Source organism: Nocardia sp. NBC_00403, assembly GCF_036046055.1.
Classification (GTDB): domain Bacteria; phylum Actinomycetota; class Actinomycetes; order Mycobacteriales; family Mycobacteriaceae; genus Nocardia.
Genome location: NZ_CP107939.1, coordinates 3,905,401 through 3,921,120 on the forward strand (window position 1 = coordinate 3,905,401; position 15,720 = coordinate 3,921,120).

General features: G+C 62.1%; 15 protein-coding genes and 2 pseudogenes. 7 read left to right on the plus strand and 10 right to left on the minus strand.

Features of this window, described 5'->3' with window-relative positions; genetic code table 11:
* The first annotated feature begins 128 nt into the window (after positions 1-128).
* The 3 genes from OHQ90_RS17240 (at position 129) to OHQ90_RS17250 (ending at position 5,254) form a co-directional block, all read left to right on the plus strand.
* A complete protein-coding gene (locus OHQ90_RS17240) occupies positions 129-611 on the plus strand; it encodes a DUF2399 domain-containing protein (RefSeq protein WP_328411716.1) in 483 nt (160 codons plus the stop codon).
* Between the two features lie 244 nt (positions 612-855).
* The gene (locus OHQ90_RS17245) at positions 856-4,569 is read left to right on the plus strand and encodes a DEAD/DEAH box helicase (protein WP_328411718.1); all 3,714 of its coding nucleotides are present in this window, start codon (positions 856-858) and stop codon (positions 4,567-4,569) included.
* A gap of 361 nt (positions 4,570-4,930) precedes the next feature.
* Complete coding sequence (locus tag OHQ90_RS17250; RefSeq protein WP_328411720.1) at positions 4,931-5,254, plus strand: hypothetical protein; 324 nt, start codon at positions 4,931-4,933, stop codon at positions 5,252-5,254.
* Positions 5,255-5,744: 490 nt separating this feature from the next.
* Here the strand turns inward: OHQ90_RS17250 and OHQ90_RS17255 are convergent, their stop codons facing one another.
* From OHQ90_RS17255 to OHQ90_RS17290, 9 genes are all read right to left on the minus strand, one after another.
* Positions 5,745-6,614, minus strand: a complete 870-nt coding sequence (locus tag OHQ90_RS17255; protein ID WP_328411722.1) for a hypothetical protein — start codon at positions 6,612-6,614, stop codon at positions 5,745-5,747.
* Positions 6,615-6,819: 205 nt separating this feature from the next.
* Positions 6,820-7,707 carry an ABC-three component system protein gene (locus OHQ90_RS17260; protein WP_328412913.1) on the minus strand — a complete coding sequence of 296 codons (888 nt, stop codon included), beginning with the start codon at positions 7,705-7,707 and terminating at the stop codon, positions 6,820-6,822.
* Entirely contained in the window at positions 7,704-7,832 is a 129-nt protein-coding gene (locus tag OHQ90_RS17265; protein WP_328411724.1) for a hypothetical protein, read from the minus strand. Before OHQ90_RS17265 ends, OHQ90_RS17260 begins: the two co-directional genes overlap by 4 nt.
* Complete coding sequence (locus OHQ90_RS17270; protein WP_328411725.1) at positions 7,832-8,143, minus strand: hypothetical protein; 312 nt, start codon at positions 8,141-8,143, stop codon at positions 7,832-7,834. The genes OHQ90_RS17265 and OHQ90_RS17270 overlap by 1 nt, the downstream gene beginning before the upstream one ends.
* Positions 8,144-8,374: 231 nt before the next feature.
* Positions 8,375-8,590, minus strand: coding sequence for a hypothetical protein (locus tag OHQ90_RS17275; protein ID WP_328411727.1), 216 nt, complete (start codon positions 8,588-8,590; stop codon positions 8,375-8,377).
* A gap of 298 nt (positions 8,591-8,888) precedes the next feature.
* Positions 8,889-9,149, minus strand: coding sequence for a DUF6980 family protein (locus OHQ90_RS39430; protein ID WP_442941421.1), 261 nt, complete (start codon positions 9,147-9,149; stop codon positions 8,889-8,891).
* A 38-nt stretch (positions 9,150-9,187) separates the two neighbouring features.
* Positions 9,188-10,468: a colicin E3/pyocin S6 family cytotoxin gene (locus tag OHQ90_RS17280; RefSeq protein ID WP_328411731.1), complete on the minus strand. Its 1,281-nt coding sequence runs from the start codon at positions 10,466-10,468 to the stop codon at positions 9,188-9,190.
* Positions 10,465-10,770 carry a WXG100 family type VII secretion target gene (locus OHQ90_RS17285; RefSeq protein ID WP_328411733.1) on the minus strand — a complete coding sequence of 102 codons (306 nt, stop codon included), beginning with the start codon at positions 10,768-10,770 and terminating at the stop codon, positions 10,465-10,467. The genes OHQ90_RS17280 and OHQ90_RS17285 overlap by 4 nt, the downstream gene beginning before the upstream one ends.
* Entirely contained in the window at positions 10,767-11,054 is a 288-nt protein-coding gene (locus OHQ90_RS17290; RefSeq protein WP_328411735.1) for a WXG100 family type VII secretion target, read from the minus strand. Before OHQ90_RS17290 ends, OHQ90_RS17285 begins: the two co-directional genes overlap by 4 nt.
* Positions 11,055-11,744: 690 nt before the next feature.
* Here OHQ90_RS17290 and OHQ90_RS17295 point away from each other — a divergent pair.
* Entirely contained in the window at positions 11,745-12,041 is a 297-nt protein-coding gene (locus OHQ90_RS17295; protein WP_328411737.1) for a hypothetical protein, read from the plus strand.
* 334 nt (positions 12,042-12,375) lie between these two features.
* Here the strand turns inward: OHQ90_RS17295 and OHQ90_RS17300 are convergent, their stop codons facing one another.
* Complete coding sequence (locus tag OHQ90_RS17300) at positions 12,376-12,606, minus strand: hypothetical protein (protein ID WP_328411738.1); 231 nt, start codon at positions 12,604-12,606, stop codon at positions 12,376-12,378.
* Positions 12,607-12,623: 17 nt separating this feature from the next.
* Between OHQ90_RS17300 and OHQ90_RS17305 the strand changes: the two are divergent.
* The 3 genes and pseudogenes from OHQ90_RS17305 to OHQ90_RS17315 all read left to right on the plus strand — a co-directional run.
* Positions 12,624-12,875 (plus strand): annotated as a pseudogene (locus OHQ90_RS17305) (transposase); the annotation flags it as partial.
* Positions 12,876-13,118: 243 nt separating this feature from the next.
* Complete coding sequence (locus OHQ90_RS17310) at positions 13,119-14,645, plus strand: ISL3 family transposase (RefSeq protein ID WP_328401509.1); 1,527 nt, start codon at positions 13,119-13,121, stop codon at positions 14,643-14,645.
* A gap of 87 nt (positions 14,646-14,732) precedes the next feature.
* Positions 14,733-15,567 (plus strand): annotated as a pseudogene (locus OHQ90_RS17315) (IS256 family transposase); the annotation flags it as partial.
* Between the last annotated feature and the right edge of the window lie 153 nt (positions 15,568-15,720).

Consider the following 15,720-nt stretch of genomic DNA (forward strand, 5'->3'; position numbering starts at 1 on the left):
AGCTCCCCTGGCGATGTGCCAGCGGTGGAGCGGGACCGACGGGTGGAATGGGTTGCGCGGCAGTATTAGTCGCTGTTGGCGCGCTCACCTGGGGGTTCCGGCCTCCAGGCAACGACCCGTGGTCCCGGATGATGCAGGCTCGTGCGGATCTGGGTCTGATCAGCCACCTGACCTTGGCTGAGCTGACAGTCGCACCGCACGAGCTGGTTCCAGCCACCACGATCGTCAGCGGATGTGAGAACCCCCAGGTGCTGCAGCGCATCGCCGAATCCGGTATCGATCGGCCCGCAGTATGTTTCAGCGAAAACCCGTCGTCATCCGGACAGCTTCTGGCCGAACGAGTCCGCCTCCGATACCACGGAGATTTCGACTGGCCCGGCGTGGCGATCACGGGCCGCCTCATCGCTGTCGGTGCCGAACCCTGGCGGATGGGCGCTGAGGACTATCTGCGTGCAGTATCCGTGGGTATCCCCCGCATCCCGCTTAGCGGTCGCCCGGTGGCGACGCCGTGGGAACCCGGTCTGCAACAAGAAATGGAACGCGTCGGCCAGGCCGTCCACGAGGAATCGGTTATGGATGATCTGCTGGGTGAACTGTGGGACAGAACCTGATGTTGTTCCGCATCCTGCCGAACGGTTCAGCATGAGCTGCGCGAGCTGGTCGCCCGGTTCTATCCGAATGAGGGTGCCATCGAATCGGAGCGATGGGCGGCGGCGCCGAGACTGAGGTGAGAGTGGGATGTAGTTGCTTCGCCCCTGTGCTGGCAGCTGGCAAGTTGCACTTAAGTGCAAGTGCGGCAGTGGTTTTCGCCATCAGTCGAGTAGGGGTGGGGTTGTGGGACGTGATGATCCACGGGTGAGTCGGCAAGCTCGGATTGTGCGCTATTGGCGTGCCGTCGAGTACTTCACTCCGCAGAAGGTCGACGCGCCCAGCCGCGAAAACGACGTTGTGAACTTGCATCCCGGAGCCACGCTGCCCTGGCATGCGCGCCGCAGCACGCCACAGGACAGGGTTTGGCGCTACACCGTCTACGCAGGTGTCTTCGGCATCAACCGGGTGCGTGAGGTGCTCGACACAGTACTGGCACCTGACGATGAACCTTCCGATCCAGGTGGTCGAAAAGAGGGTGAGACCGCCCTGGTGAGCCTGACCCTCGACGACACCGGTCGGCTCTACAAGTCGAGCGTGACACTGTCATCGTGCGCCTGGGCAGTCGGCCGGACGGTTGGCACCCCAGGACCGGGTGCCGATGACTGGCTCGATGGTTTCGCCGACCAGCAAGCCCGAATGCTGCGGGTCCTGTTCGACATCGGTGACGGTCGTATTCCTATCGAGGACGGCGAAGTTCGATCTCGCGGCGCGCGGGCCGTGCGATTGGTCGCGGGTGTCGCTGCCCGGATCGCGATCGATGCGGGTATCGGTGGGCTCGCTTCGCTTCCTGGACTCGTGGGTTCGGTGATCGAGTCCCGGTTCGGTGAAACAGTGTCGGCGGTGGCGGAATCAGTGACCGACGCGATGACCGATGACGCCATCGGGGCGCTCGAGGGCCGCCGTGACGGGGCAGACGACGAATCTGGCGAGACGGCGGCCGCCGAGAAGTCAACCGGTGAATCACTGGGCACAAAAGTGCTCGAGCTCGATGACCTGGCCGCCATCGCGCGGTGGGTCTCCGAGGAGCTGGGTGTCGACGAGGTACTCGAGCCGTCACGAATCTGGGTGAAGTGCTTCACCGTGCCACAGCGTCGGGCCGACGAGGTGTCCGGCGACGAACTGCTCAACAGCTTCTACGTCGGTGATCTCGAACGTGTCGCTCGTGAGCTGGACAGCGGTAACGTCGGCGCCGCGCTGTCGCGATACCTCACCGAGGACGAATCGACGGCAGCGTCGGGCCGGGTCGATGTGCGCCGGGATCCGTCGGTGTTGTTGCGCGCGGTACACCCGCAGAAGATGCCGTTGGGTCGCTGGCCGGAGAAGCCGACGCGTCCGCTGGCGCTGAGTCAGCAGTTCGCCATCAACACGATCATTGATGAACTCGCCGATCCGCATGCTCGTGGTATACACGCCGTGAATGGACCACCGGGCACTGGAAAGACGACGATGCTTCGCGATCTGATCGCCTCGATCATCGTCGACAGGGCCACGGTGCTGTCTGAGCTGTCTCGTCCGCGCGCCGCCTTCGGTGAGCAACAACTTCGATGGGAAGACGACGAGGGATGGACGCGGAAACTGACTCCGCTGGCAGACGAACTGACCGGTTTCGAGATCGTCTTTGCCTCCTCTAACAACGGCGCCGTCGAGAACATCACCTTGGAAGTTCCGTCCGTGGGATCGATCGATCGCGTGGCGTTTCCCGACGCTGAGTATTTCGCGGGCCCGGCGACGTATCTCGCCGAGGTTCCGTGCTGGGGCGCGATTGCCGCCCGGCTCGGCAAGCGCGCTAATCGCAGGGACTTCGCGCAGCGGTTCTGGTGGGGACCCAGGTCCGCAGGCGACGCCACTGACGATCAGGCAGAAGTCGGAATCGACTCGATTCTTCGCGATCTGCAGGAGGTAGCGCCCGACGAGCGTGCCCGGTCATGGCGAGATGCTGTGCAGCGCTTCCGCGCTGCCGTCGAGCGGGTCGATGCCATGGCGACCGCCCGCGCTGCTGTTGCGGATTGTCTCGCCCTGACCAGTGGGCCCGATCCGGAGCTGGACGCGCTGCGCCGTCAACTGCTCGGCGCCGATGGTCGGGAGCGGGAGCTGCGCGCACACCGCGAGCAGGTAGTGGAAGTGTTGACTCGAGCGCGGTCTGCCGCACAGCGCGGCAGTAACGAGGTAGCGGCCGTCGAGGTCGCCCTCGCCGCCGCGCGCGACGCCGTAGCTCGAGCCGACCATGCCCTTGCACGCGCCGAGGCGGCTTTCCATGCTCAAGGCGCTACTCGCCCCGGCTGGTGGCGGCGGTTCTTCTCACGAGGCGCTGACCGTGACTGGGCCGATGCCGTGGCGCCGTACGCCGCGGTGGTCGAGGAGTGCGCGGGGCAAGTGCGCCGCGCCGACGAATCCCGCGAGCAATGCGATGCGGAACTGCGGGTGGCTCTTTCCCGGCGGATAGACCTCGATCGAGCGGTGATCGCCGCACAGGGTCAGCTGGGCGCCTGTGATCGAGAACGATCGTCGGCGCAGCTGTCCACTCAGGCGGCTCAGCGTGCGATAGCCCGCCGTGAGGCCGAAATAGAGCGTGCGCGTGCGCAACTCGACCAAGCGCGGCGCGATTGGCCGGCGACTGTGCCTGGACCGGAGTGGGACGCACCGCTCGATGACCGTGCGGCAATGGAAGCACGGGAACGGTCGGCCCCCTGGATGGACGAGGAGTTCGCTACGGCGCGTTCCGAGGTCCTGGTCGCGGCCCTCGACTTGCACTACGCGATGTTGGCCGCCGAACCGAAATTGGCTTGGGACAATCTCCGCGCCGCAATCGATGTGGTATCCGGAGATTCTCCCGTGAGCCTCCCGGAATCCACGGTGCTGGCCGCGTGGCAGATGCTGTTCTTCGTCGTCCCCGCGTTGTCGACCACTTTCGCCTCGCTGCCGACGATGTTCGCCGGGCTCGGTCGCGAAAGCTTGGGTTGGTTGTGTATCGACGAAGCCGGGCAGGCCACTCCGCAAGCTGCGGTCGGAGCGCTGTGGCGCAGTCGACGGGCGGTTGTTGTCGGCGACCCGCGTCAACTCGAACCTGTGGTGAGTTTGCCGTGGCAAGGCCAGCGCCGCCTCGCCCACACCTTCGATGTCGATGTCCGCTGGGCGCCGCAGCGTGCATCTGTGCAGGCGGTCGCCGACCGTGTGACAAAGTTCGGCACGTGGTTGCCTGATCTGGATTCGCTCGACCAGATCTGGGTGGGCTCGCCGCTGCGTGTCCACCGCCGCTGTGACCGCTTGATGTTCGAGGTCAGCAACGCAATCGCCTACGACCACATGATGGTGAACGGGGTCAGCGGCCGGTCTGCAGAATTCGAGTTGGGCAACCGCAACCTCTGGATAGATGTTCCAGCCATGGCCGACGGACCGAAGTGGAATCCGTTGGAGGGCAAGTATGTCCTGACGATCTTGCGGAGGATCCGGCAACGTCTTGCCGCGGCGATGGACCAGGAATCAGCGGAGTCGACACCGGAGTGGGCGAGCACGGACAAAACCCGAAACGACGAACTACGCCGCCGACTCGAGAACTCCGTGTTCATCGTCAGTCCGTTTCGTGATGTCGTGACTGGGCTGGCGAAACACTTGCGTGGCAAGGGCATGCCGATCTCGGGCACACGCCTGGGTACCGTGCATACCACCCAGGGCAAGGAAGCCGACATCGTGATCTTGGTTCTCGGCACCGCGACGGACGGCAAGCGCGCCCGTGACTGGGCTTCAGCTACTCCGAACCTGCTCAACGTCGCGGTCACTCGTGCGCGCCGCCGCCTGGTCGTCGTGGGCGACTACGAGAACTGGGCGTCTTTGCGGAACTTCTCGGTGCTGGCACGTCATACGCGGCAGGGCGGGGAGTTGCATCGCTGGCAGCCCGGGGATGGCGCGGCGGATGCATAAGCCAGGCTCGTGCGAATGATCGCGTGGAACGAACCAGGACGTCAGGGCCATAAGTTGCACTTGTGACCGAAAGATCGTTGTAGATGCAAGTGAAGCCCGCTGGGCTTGCTACATGTACCAGCTCCGCAACCGAATCGAAGGAGAGGGCCATGGATCCGCTGCTGCGCGGTGATCGCGCGACAGTGTCGGTGACCACACGCGAGGTCGAGCAAGCCGCTAACGTTCGCGCATTCCTGGGGAATGCCCAGCCGACGCTTTCTGTGCAGGCAGGTCACAGCCCCGAACCATCATCGAGACCTTCGGCGACCACAGCCAAATCGTCCGATAACCCATCGATCGGGATCTTGCCTATCCCGACGTCTTGGACGCCCGTGTGCACAGCGCAGCCGTCCACGCGGAGGTGGACATCGTCCTGACGGCGAGCCGTGACGACTTCGATTTCGATGGCAGCGATGACCTGACCTACGAGGTCTACAGCGCTGACGGCTTTTTCGAACTTGTCGACGACTCGAAGCCTGCGCTCGTTCGCGCGGTGGCGCAAGAGCAACTTGTCTACTGGGTTGAGCGCAAAGGCAAAGCACTGCCGGAAGCCCTGCGCACGGCAGGAGCCGACGGCTTCGTCGAACGTGTGCGGCGACACCTGCAGACGCTGGATGTGGGTCGGATCTTCGCCTCGAATCCATGATTCGGGTGGGCTGACCAAGTAATCGTCTCGTTGGACACGTTGGCGAGATTGGCGGCGTCGGAGGCTGCTGCGCGCCGGTTGCGGCCGCGGCGCCTTCCTACATGTCGGTGCCCAACGGCATCATGGGAAACGGGAGCGAGACAACTCAGCCCAGCGGGGAGTGGTTATGAGAAATCAGTTCAGGGCGGCATGTGCGATGTGTGGTGCAACGCTCGAGGAAAGGGAAGGCACTGTGCTCACCCGCGGCCGGCGTTCCCCGTCCCCGGTCATTTGCGACCCCTACATGCCTGAGGTCTACGAAATGGAAAGGGAAGCCCGGGAACAGGAGGGCGATCGCGGCTGATCCAATATCGACAGCCGTGTTCGCACACGTTGTTTGCGACGCTTCTTCACGCCGGTGACCAGCTCGGCGGGTACGCTCACGTCGCGGCGGTGGCTGCACAGATACAGCAGGTGAAACCCAATACGGATCGGGACACTATACGTGGTGTTACCAGCGCCGCGAGCGCAACCGGGCGACAGCTCTGTGCGCCCAGCGTTGGCGGCGCCGAAAAGATGCGCGTTCCGACTGTTGGTACCTGCGTACAGATCGTGGATTCATCGTTCGTACCCAGAGCGGTCGTCCAACGATGATTCTCTGAGATAGAGCCATTTCTCCGCTCAGCGCCATACGCTGATCATCACTGAGTGTAATATCAATGAATACTTCGATCATATACTCGCATTCATCGGCGCGCCCGAGTGTGAAATGTCGCGACTCGGGTCGCCCTTCATGGATTCGGTCGTCGAGCTCTGTCGATCCTTGATAAAGCGCAATTTTGAGTGCCTCAGTGGCGCAGTAGGCGCGGTCGTCCATTTCACCGGCAACCGCATTGCCGCGATTCTGCAACATCCTCACGATCAGATCGGCTGACGAGGATGTCCATCCGAGCGACGAATGTGCACCGTCCGAAATGAATCCGTCGAGTCCGTCAACACTTCCGAACATGCAGACGTCGACTCGCGTTCCGGTATATGACCGTGTTCTCGTGTACAAAACAACGCCTTGGTTAATCGCTCCGGGTACGACGAAGTCCGCGAACTCCACTCTCCCGGCGCCATACGCAAGCAACTCGGACACCTCGCCCTGCGTAATTGAAGCAGGGCGGAGGCGCTCAAATATACTACGCACCTCTCGAAGCTTATTCCGAGTCACGACGGGCGACGGATCAATCGTCAATGAAGCAACCTTAGTAATGCCGGCTGCGTAGGCTATCTGTCGGCGGTCGTCCAGTTGCACGCCGTTGTGTTCGGCATGGCTGGCGATGGCCCGATCGGACCAGTAAAGGAACCTGCCAATATCGGCGCGCCTGAATTTCATTGGGCTCCTTCATCGCGGATCGCAAAGGTCAAGGGGCATAGCGGGTAACTGGAGGCGACAGCCGTACCAGGCACCATGACGCCGGTGGGTGTCGCTGGAGGGTGTTCGTTGCAACTCATGGTGCGAAGGTATCGGGTGGGTCTGACATGTTGCAGCACAGGCGCTTCCGCGGTTCCCGGGCGTTCACGATCAGACGCACTTGGGGCTAATCGAAACGGAAGCCGAACAACCCGCCCGTATCTGTCTCGTCGGTCAGTCGCTGGTCGAGAATGTAGGGCCCGGCGTCGAACGCTCCGTCGCTCTGCGCTTCGACGCTGTCGAGGAAGTCTGAGTTGAGCGCCACGATGTATTGGAATCCGTGTTCGTCGGCGAGCCGGGCTCCGATGTTCAGACAGGATGCCACCTGACGTGAGTCGATCGCATCGAATAAGTGGCTGTCGTGGACGAGGATTCGCGGTCCTCGTCCGGCCTTGATCGCGGCGAGCGTGCAGACGAGGTCGAGCATGAATGTCTCGACGCTTCGCACCCCGGAGTTCGCGTCACCTGAGATTCGAGGCTCGACCTTGAGAATCCCTTTCGACGATGGTGCGATATACAGCGAAGCTTCGCGATCCGAGTAGATCTCCGCGCCCAGTTCGTTGAACAGCGAGATCGATTCATCTAGCTGATCTGCTCGTTCCTGAGTTTCGGCCCGTACCGCAGCCACCAGCTCAGCTGTCTTGATCTTGATGGTGTCGTTGATCGAGCTGATCGATTGGGCCGCGTCGAGACGGCGTTCGATATCGGCGTCGTCGGCTTCGAGCGTGGCAAGGTCGCGTTGCGCGCTGAGGAAAGTGTCGAGCGCGACGGTTTCGCGAAGCAGACGAATCACCTGGGCGCGCCGGTCGTCCAATTCGTGACGCTCGCGATCGATGGCTTCCAGACGAGATCGGGTTGACTCTAGTTCCTGTTGCAGAAACATCCGTCGGTTCCGGACCACCGATTCGTGGAAGGCGGCGACCTCTGAATAGTGATGCGTTACCGAGTCCGGCAGCACAAGACCGATCTCGGCGTAGACCCGTTTGACCTTCTCGGTCAGCTCGCTCTTTGCTATTCACTTCCGCGCCGCTTGCGCTTGGGCTTACGCTGCGATACCCGCAGCGGCCAGCACAGCGCCCACACCAACACCGCCAACGGCACACCAGCCGCCAGCACCAGCCCGGCCGTGCTCCAACTCATCATCCCCGCCTTTCCGACGAGAACGCGGTCCACCGAGCGCAAGACATTCGCGGAGCAACAGTTTCGACGTCCGCGACACACATCACCGCATGCAACATCAGCGCGTCCAGATGCAGCGGCGACGGCATGATCACCGCATCCACATCCGCACCCCGAACCTGGTCGACCAGCGGCACCAGCGTGATCTCCGGCGGCCACACCAGTGCGTAGCCGAGCCGCCGTGCCAGCCGCCGCACCTGCGCGGCATCCCATTCCGGCATTTCGGTGACCACCGGGTCCATCCAACCCAGCGCGGTCGGACGCGACCTCATCGCTGCCTTGCATCGCGGGATGCGGCCGTCGGTGTAAGCCGCGCGGCGAGTGCCACGGCATCACCGCTCGATATCGCTGCTCCCACAACATCTTCGCGCGCTCGGCGCGCTCATCGACTCGACCCTCATCCTCAAGCACCGCACACAGTTACCAAATGCCCCAACATAACCCGACAACAGGTAAGGATGTCATGAGCAAAGATGGGTAGAGATGTCCTGCTACACCACACATCAGCCATCCTCGAGCAGCACTATCAGATCGTCGAGGATATCTAAAGCCTCCACCGCGCAATCGACCAGAAGTACGTCGAGCAGGATCAAGAATTCGCCGCTCGCTACAACGAGTTGAAGGCGAATGTAGAGCCCAGCAAGATCGGTACCCCGAACCAACCTGGGCGTGATTTCGCCCCCGGACATCGGTGCCTCGAAATGAGTGATTCGAATCATCCAGGGGCTCGCCGGCCGGCGGGATCAAATCGCTCTTCTGATTAGCCCTCGGGGACTAAAACCGCTATGAACGCTTTGCGCGGGGTCCCACTTGGTCTGCCCACCGTCGACGGAATCGTAGTCGGTTCGTTCTTGCCAGCAGTTCGAGGAGCGGTTGCCGGGGCGCTGCCGCACTGGACGAACGGCTGAACACGGCGCTTGGTATACCGTGATCTGAGTGCGCCGACCGGCTTCCGTGAGCGACACTGCGATCAGCCGCAGGCCAAGCGCGGGCGGAATTGTGACGGGCAATCCTGTCTCAGGCCTCGGGCCCATCCTCGGCCCACCATGTATCAGATCGCATCTCTTCTGGGACCCGTGGATCTTCCGGACCATCAAGTTCTAGAGCGAAGATACGCTCGAACCACTCACTGCGCAGGCTGGAGGGTAACCGTGCGCCACACCATGGACAGCAGTTCATCACAATACGGCTGTCCTGATCAGGAATGGCAATGTAGTATTCCCGAAATTTTGGATCATATCCGATAGGAATCGAATCATCGGCGAGCCAGGCATCCATTCCTTCGCAGGTATGGCGCAGCCGATTGGTTGACAATTTTACCCCACTTGTATCGTTCGTCCGGGAACTGCAGGCTTGTATATCTTACCGGTGATCGGGTCAATAGAACCCAAATGATTCCCCTTGCTGTCGTACGCTTCTATATCGTTGTGGGTGTAATCCCATTCGTAGTACTCGCGCGCCTTGCCATTTTTGCCGTTGGTTCTGGTTCTTCCCCGGTAAGGCTTGAGATCTTTCCAGACCGGAGATTCACCCGGACCTTGCGGGTTCTCCTTACGCTCGTTCGTATCATCCGGTGTGTCGTCAGCGGCAAATACCGTCATACCAATTATGGCGGCGAGGTTGGTGATGGCTTTGTCGAGGTCGACGGCGGGCAGAGCATGGAAGGCGTCGATGGTGCCGACGGCGCCGACGGCGAGGCTGGTGAGGCCGATGACGCGGACCATTTGGCTGGCACGGTAGGAGGTTTGGATCGCGTTGATGGTGAGGGCGATGTCGGCGTCGATAGCTCCGGCTGCGACGACGGCGGAGGAGCCGAGGCTGAACAGGAACGCGACACCGGCGGTGATGGCGATCAGGCTGATGGACAGTTCCAGGGCGTTGATCGCGCTGGCGTTGTCATTGCCGAGGGCGACGGTCGCGTCGTGATAGTCCTTGACCGGTGCCGCCATCTTCTGGGAGGCGGTAGCGACGGTGTCGGCGCCGGTTTTCAGGGTGGTGAGGTGGTCTTGGAGTAGTTGCCGGTTGGTGGGGTCGTCCATGCCGTCGAACAGGGCCGAGATGGCGGAGATCCGGGCGGCGGCGCCGGTGATGGTGTCGTGGGTGGCGAAGGTGTTCCAGGTGGTGTGTGCTTTGTCGAGTTTGGTGTGGTCACCGTTGGGGAGTTTGCCGAAGGCGGCGAGGACTTTGGCGATGAGTTTGTCCAAGAACTCCTTCAGGCCGCCGTGGTCGGTGAAGCCGATTCCGTTGTTGCCCACCGACGATGGGATGCTGACCTTGTACTCGCCGACTTGGCTGATAACAGGGCGGTCTGGTAGCGGGTTGCAGTTGTTGCTGACGGCGTAGTTGTAGCCGTTGGCATACAGGACGGCGCCGTAGTTGGTGAGGGCGTTGGCCAGGTTGGAGCAGGCCTGCATGGTCTGCTGGGCGGCTTTGTCGTAGGTCTCACCCCATTGTTGGCAGCCGGGGGCGTCACCGGCCATCCCGACGCAGTCGCCTTTGACCGCATCGTGGACGGGTTTGTCGGCTTTGCGGAGGTCATCGGCGAGATCGTGGCATTTCTTGGCTGCGTCGTAGTAGGTCTGCCAGTCGACGATCATGCCTGCCCCGACTGCAGCATGCGTCGGTTGACGTCGATGGCGCGGGCGTAGCGGCCGTGCGCTTTCTGCGCGGCGTCACTCACGGCGGCGACGCCTTCGACAAATTCCCGTGCGGCTGCGAGCCATTGGCTGTGCGCGTCGGCATAAGCGCTGGCCGCGGCGGATTCCCAGCTGCCGCTGTGCAGGGCAGCGACCTTGTGGTCGAGCTCGTCGAGGTGATCGTGTAAGAACCCGGCCAGGCCGTTGAGGCGCGACACGATCCGGTCGAGTTGGTCGAGGTCGACACTGAATTGAGAGCTCATGGCAGATCCAGGCTGGAGATACCGGACGCATTGCCGGTGTCGGTGCTCTTGTAGTTGGCCGCGGTGACGCCGAGCTTCTCAGCAAGCGAAGTCAACGCTTGCATGAGTTGTGTTCCACCGTCTCGGGTTTCGGTCCATCCAGTGGAGAACTCGCCGGCCGCGTCGCCGGTCCAGTCGGAACCGAGTAGGGTCTCGACCTCGCGGGCAGCGGAATCGAGGGCCTGTTTCATGGTGTCGGCGATGTTGTAGACGTACTGTCCGATCGTCTTCACATCATCAGGCACAACAGACAGATTCTGGCCAGATCCGGTAGGCCCCCCACCACTGCTCATGCGCTCGACCATAACGGCGTACTGCGACCGGTGTCCACTGCGCCGTTTCGACTAGCGGCGCGTCGTCGCAGTCGGATGGTGTGGTCGTGGCTCGATTCGTAGCAGAACTAGCGCCAATGCACTCAATAGGAGATATGTGCCCTGGCAGCCAGCCGCCGTTAATATTCCGACAGAGGTACTGATCGGCGTAGAACTCGGCGAACTGCTCCGCTGTAAATCCAGCCGAACGACTTCCACTTGATCTCATCCAGGATGAGGGTGTCCAGGCTACGCAGGATCTTACCAAATCTGGTCGGAAAGTAATCCTTCGATCGAACATCCTCCACAGTGATCCCCGCCCAGGCGACTAAGGGGGTGAGTTGGAGGAGGTCTTGGACAGGGTATCAGCGACGCGGTCAAGGCCGCCCGCGCGCTACACCACCGCCCACGACACCAATTACAAAATGTTATCCCAGGGACAAGACGCATGGGTGTACCGGTTATCGACTAGCAGACCTACTACGACGCGTTGATGCCGGTAAAGTCATCGGCAACGTGTCAGAGCAGTCGGGTGGTCACGCCACCAGTCGATACAAGATCATTACCGACCGATTCGGCGGCATTATTACCACGTATCCGATCCCGTAGATGTTAGGAGTTGAATTGGGAATCGACATAATTATTCAAAATCAAATCCACGAACGGATCGGCCTGGTATATGGGGACGCGGAAGATACGCTTGTCAAGTATCGATGGAATGCTCCGGCAGGCTCAATACTTCGGGGTCTTCACGCGCATGCAGACACAATGTTCAACACAACCCAGCTGACCATGCTCCTGGACGAACTGGAAAACCTGTCGCCGAACAATGACAAAGAGGCGGAGATGCTCGTCGTATTGCGCGATTCCGCTGAAACCGCTATCCGTAGGAATGGGTATCTTTGGTTCAGTGGGGACTGAAGTCGTGAACGTTTTCCGCCATTGCTGCAGCCGGTCCTGCGCGCAGCGCGCGGCGGCGAATTTGCGCATCCGGGCGCCCGGCATGGTTGCCCTTCCGAACGGTACCTTCGCGGCCAGCGGGGGTTCCCCACAGCGATCATCCGCCGCGGTTTGGTAGCGAACAGCCGAAATGTGATCTTGCGTAGGTGTTCTCGTCATCGACGGTGATCACGTCGCAGGTGCTGACAAGGACGATCGGTATCTCGGCTCCGAGATGTCCCAGGTGGGGTGTGAAGACGGCTTCGGTGTCGGTCCGGCGGACGATGGTGATCAACCGGGTGATCGGGTCGAGGGTTCATGGGGTGAACACGATGTTCTTCGCGAGGTCGTATCCGTATCTCTTTGCCAGCGAGCGCATTCGGATCTCATCCCAGTTCTGTGCGGTGCCGGAGATGTCGGATCGGAGGTATCCGATGGCGGTGGGTTTCATCGGGTGGGTGCCGATCGGGGGACGTCGAGCATTGCCTGGCCGGTCGGTGTTGTCGTGTAGGCGTGGCGACAGGTCGACAGTTCCCAGGTACCACATATCAGTTACTTTCCCTCGGACTTGCGCTGGGAGTCGCCTGGCTTGTTTTGAGCGCCGGTCTCGCGATGGATCTGACCGCGTGGATGTAGACGCTTACCCTGCACAGCCACGACGCACGCAGGTGGGAGCCGAAAACCCTACGGCTGCGGCTGTTCTCCGCGGCCGGACGCATCGCCCGCCACGCCCGACGAACCCGACTACACCTGGCCCGCCACGCACCCTGGACACCGCTACTCACCACCGCACTGACCCGACTCGACCCAACCTGACCAGCACAAACAACCCCAACAACCAACCAAGGAACCTTCATCCGGGCCCGTGGAACCCGGAAGCCAGCCCGCTGCGCGGGCCCACTGCCCTACCCACACCCCGGAAACCACGATCGAAACACCCAATCCGAAACCGATCAGGCCAACCCGTCAGCCCGACGAAAAATCGAGGGGGACTGTGGATCTAACGGCTCTGGCTCACTTTCGGTGGTAGGTCTGCGCGACTGACGGCAGGATGCGTCGGTGAGTGTGGTGAATGTGCCTGTCGGGGTGGCTTTTTCAGGACTGGGTCCGCTGGTTGTCGAGGATGTGCGTGATGATGGTCGAAGAATCCTGGTGTCGGCGCGGACACCGGCGGGCCCGGCGGTGTGTCCTTCCTGCGGAACCTGGTCTGGCCGGGTACATAGCTATCATCAACGAACCCTCGCCGACATGCCGATGGACGGTCGCAGCGTTGTCGTTCGGGTCCGTATCCGACGGCTGTTCTGCTCAACTCTTCAGTGCTTCACCACTTTTCGTGAACAAGTCCCCGGTGTGGTGGAACGCTATCAACGGCGCACCGTCCGTCTCACCGCGCAGGTGCGGGCGGTGGTCCGGGAACTGGCCGGGCGCGCCGCGGTCAGGCTGCTGGGGGCGCTGGCGGTGCGGTTGTCACGTCACACCGCGATCCGGATCCTCCTGCGTATTCCCGCACCGCGGCCACCGATCCCGCAGGTGGTGAGTGTGGACGATTTCGCTCTGCTACGTCGCCACCGTTACGGCACCGTCCTGATCAACGCCGTCACACACGAGCGGATCGATGTGCTGCCCGACCGCAGGTCCGACACGCTCGAGGCGTGGCTGCGCGCCCATCCGGGTGTCGAGGTCGTCGTTCGTGACAGATCGGCTTCTTACGCCGAGGCCGTGCGCCGCGCTCTGCCGGGCGCGACCCAGGTCGCTGATCGCTGGCATCTGTGGCACGGATTGGTGCGGTCGGTGGAGAAGGTAGTCACTGCCCACAGTCGCTGCTGGGCAGCGGCCGGACCGAAACGGCGCACGCTGACACGCGAGACGACCACCTTGCAACGGTGGCGCGCCGTGCACAATCTGCTCGATCAAGGAGTCGGACTGATGGACTGCGCCCGCCGACTGGGCGTGGGCCTCAACACCGTCAAACGCTACGCCCGAACAGCCGAACCCGAAAAACTGCGCCGCCCACCGCAATACCGTGCATGCCTGGTCGATCCCTACCGCGATCACCTGCGAGAACGCCGCGCCACCGAACCCGGCGTGCCGGTAGTCGCTTTGTTCCACGAGATCAAAGCCCTCGGCTACACCGGCAGCCTCAACCTTCTGCACAAATACCTCAACCAGGGCCGCGAACGGAGTGACCGGATCGCGCCGTCGCCGCGGCGGCTGACCTCCTGGATCACCACCAAGCCCGCCGACCTGACCGAACAGCGGCGTGTCCACCTCGACGAGCTCCTCGCCGCATGCCCGGAGCTGACCAGACTGGCCCGGTTGGTGCACGAGTTCGCCCGAATCATGGGCGAACGCCGCGGAAACGATCTCGATGGTTGGATGAAACAGGTCCGCGACGCCGGGCTACCCGAACTCGATCCGTTCCTGCGCGGCCTCACCCAGGACCACGACGCCGCCGTTGCTGGATTCACCCTGCCTTACAACAACGGCCCGGTCGAGGGCGTCAACACGAAAACCAAACTGATCAAACGACAAATGTATGGCCGCGCCAGCTTCCGACTCCTACGCCACCGCATCCTCCTGGCCTAGAAACCGGCCACCACCGAAAGTGAGCCAGAGCCGATCTAACGGTGTTTCGGGCCTGATTCGCTGAGCGATGTTCAGCGGGAAGGTGCCGTGATGACGACACTTGATGCCGTGACGAGGAAGAAGAAGCCGGTGGAGGCTTCGGCCGAGGAGTTGGCGGCCCAGGAGCTGGTCGGCGATGGCCAAGGAGCAGGGGTTGTCCCTGACCGGGCCGAACGGGCTGCTCAAACAGTTCACCAAAACCGTCCTGGAAACGGCGTTGAACGAGGAGATGACCGAGCACCTCGGTTTCGACAAGGGCCAAGCCCCGACCGAGCGCGAATCGGCCAACGTGCGTAACGGAACTCGTTCCAAGACAGTGCTGACCGAGGCGACCGGTCACGTTCCGATCGAGGTCCCCCGCGACCGTGACGGGACCTTCGAGCCGCAGATCGTCAAGAAACGCCAGCGCCGGTTGACCGGCGTGGATGAGATCGTGTTGTCGCTGTATGCGAAAGGCCTGACCACTGGCGAGATTTCGGCGCATTTCGCTGAGATCTATGGTGCGTCGGTGTCGAAGGAGACGGTGTCGCGGATCACCGACAAGGTGGTCGCGGAGATGCAGGAGTGGTCGTGCTGGCCACTGGATGAAACCTATGTGGCCGTGTTCATCGATGCGATCGTGGTGAAGGTGCGCGATGGTCAGGTCGCCAACCGGCCGATCTATGCCGCGATCGGTGTCACGGTCAACGGTGAGAAGGACATCCTGGGGTTGTGGGCCGGCACCGGTGGCGAAGGCGCGAAATTCTGGCTCAGCGTGCTCACCGACATCCGCAACCGGGGCGTGAAAGATGTGTTCTTCCTGGTCTGCGACGGGTTGAAAGGGCTGCCCGATGCGGTCGGGAACGTGTGGCCGCTGGCCACGGTCCAGACTTGTGTCATCCATACCTCCGAATCGAAGGTGTTGCGACGACCGATTGAATCCGCCCGAGAGTGAATTGCGCCGGAAAGCAACAATACTCGCCACCGCTCGGGCCCGGGAGCAGGCTGGCCGGCGACCCACCCATCGGCCAGATGCGCAATTGGTAAAAGCGGCGGC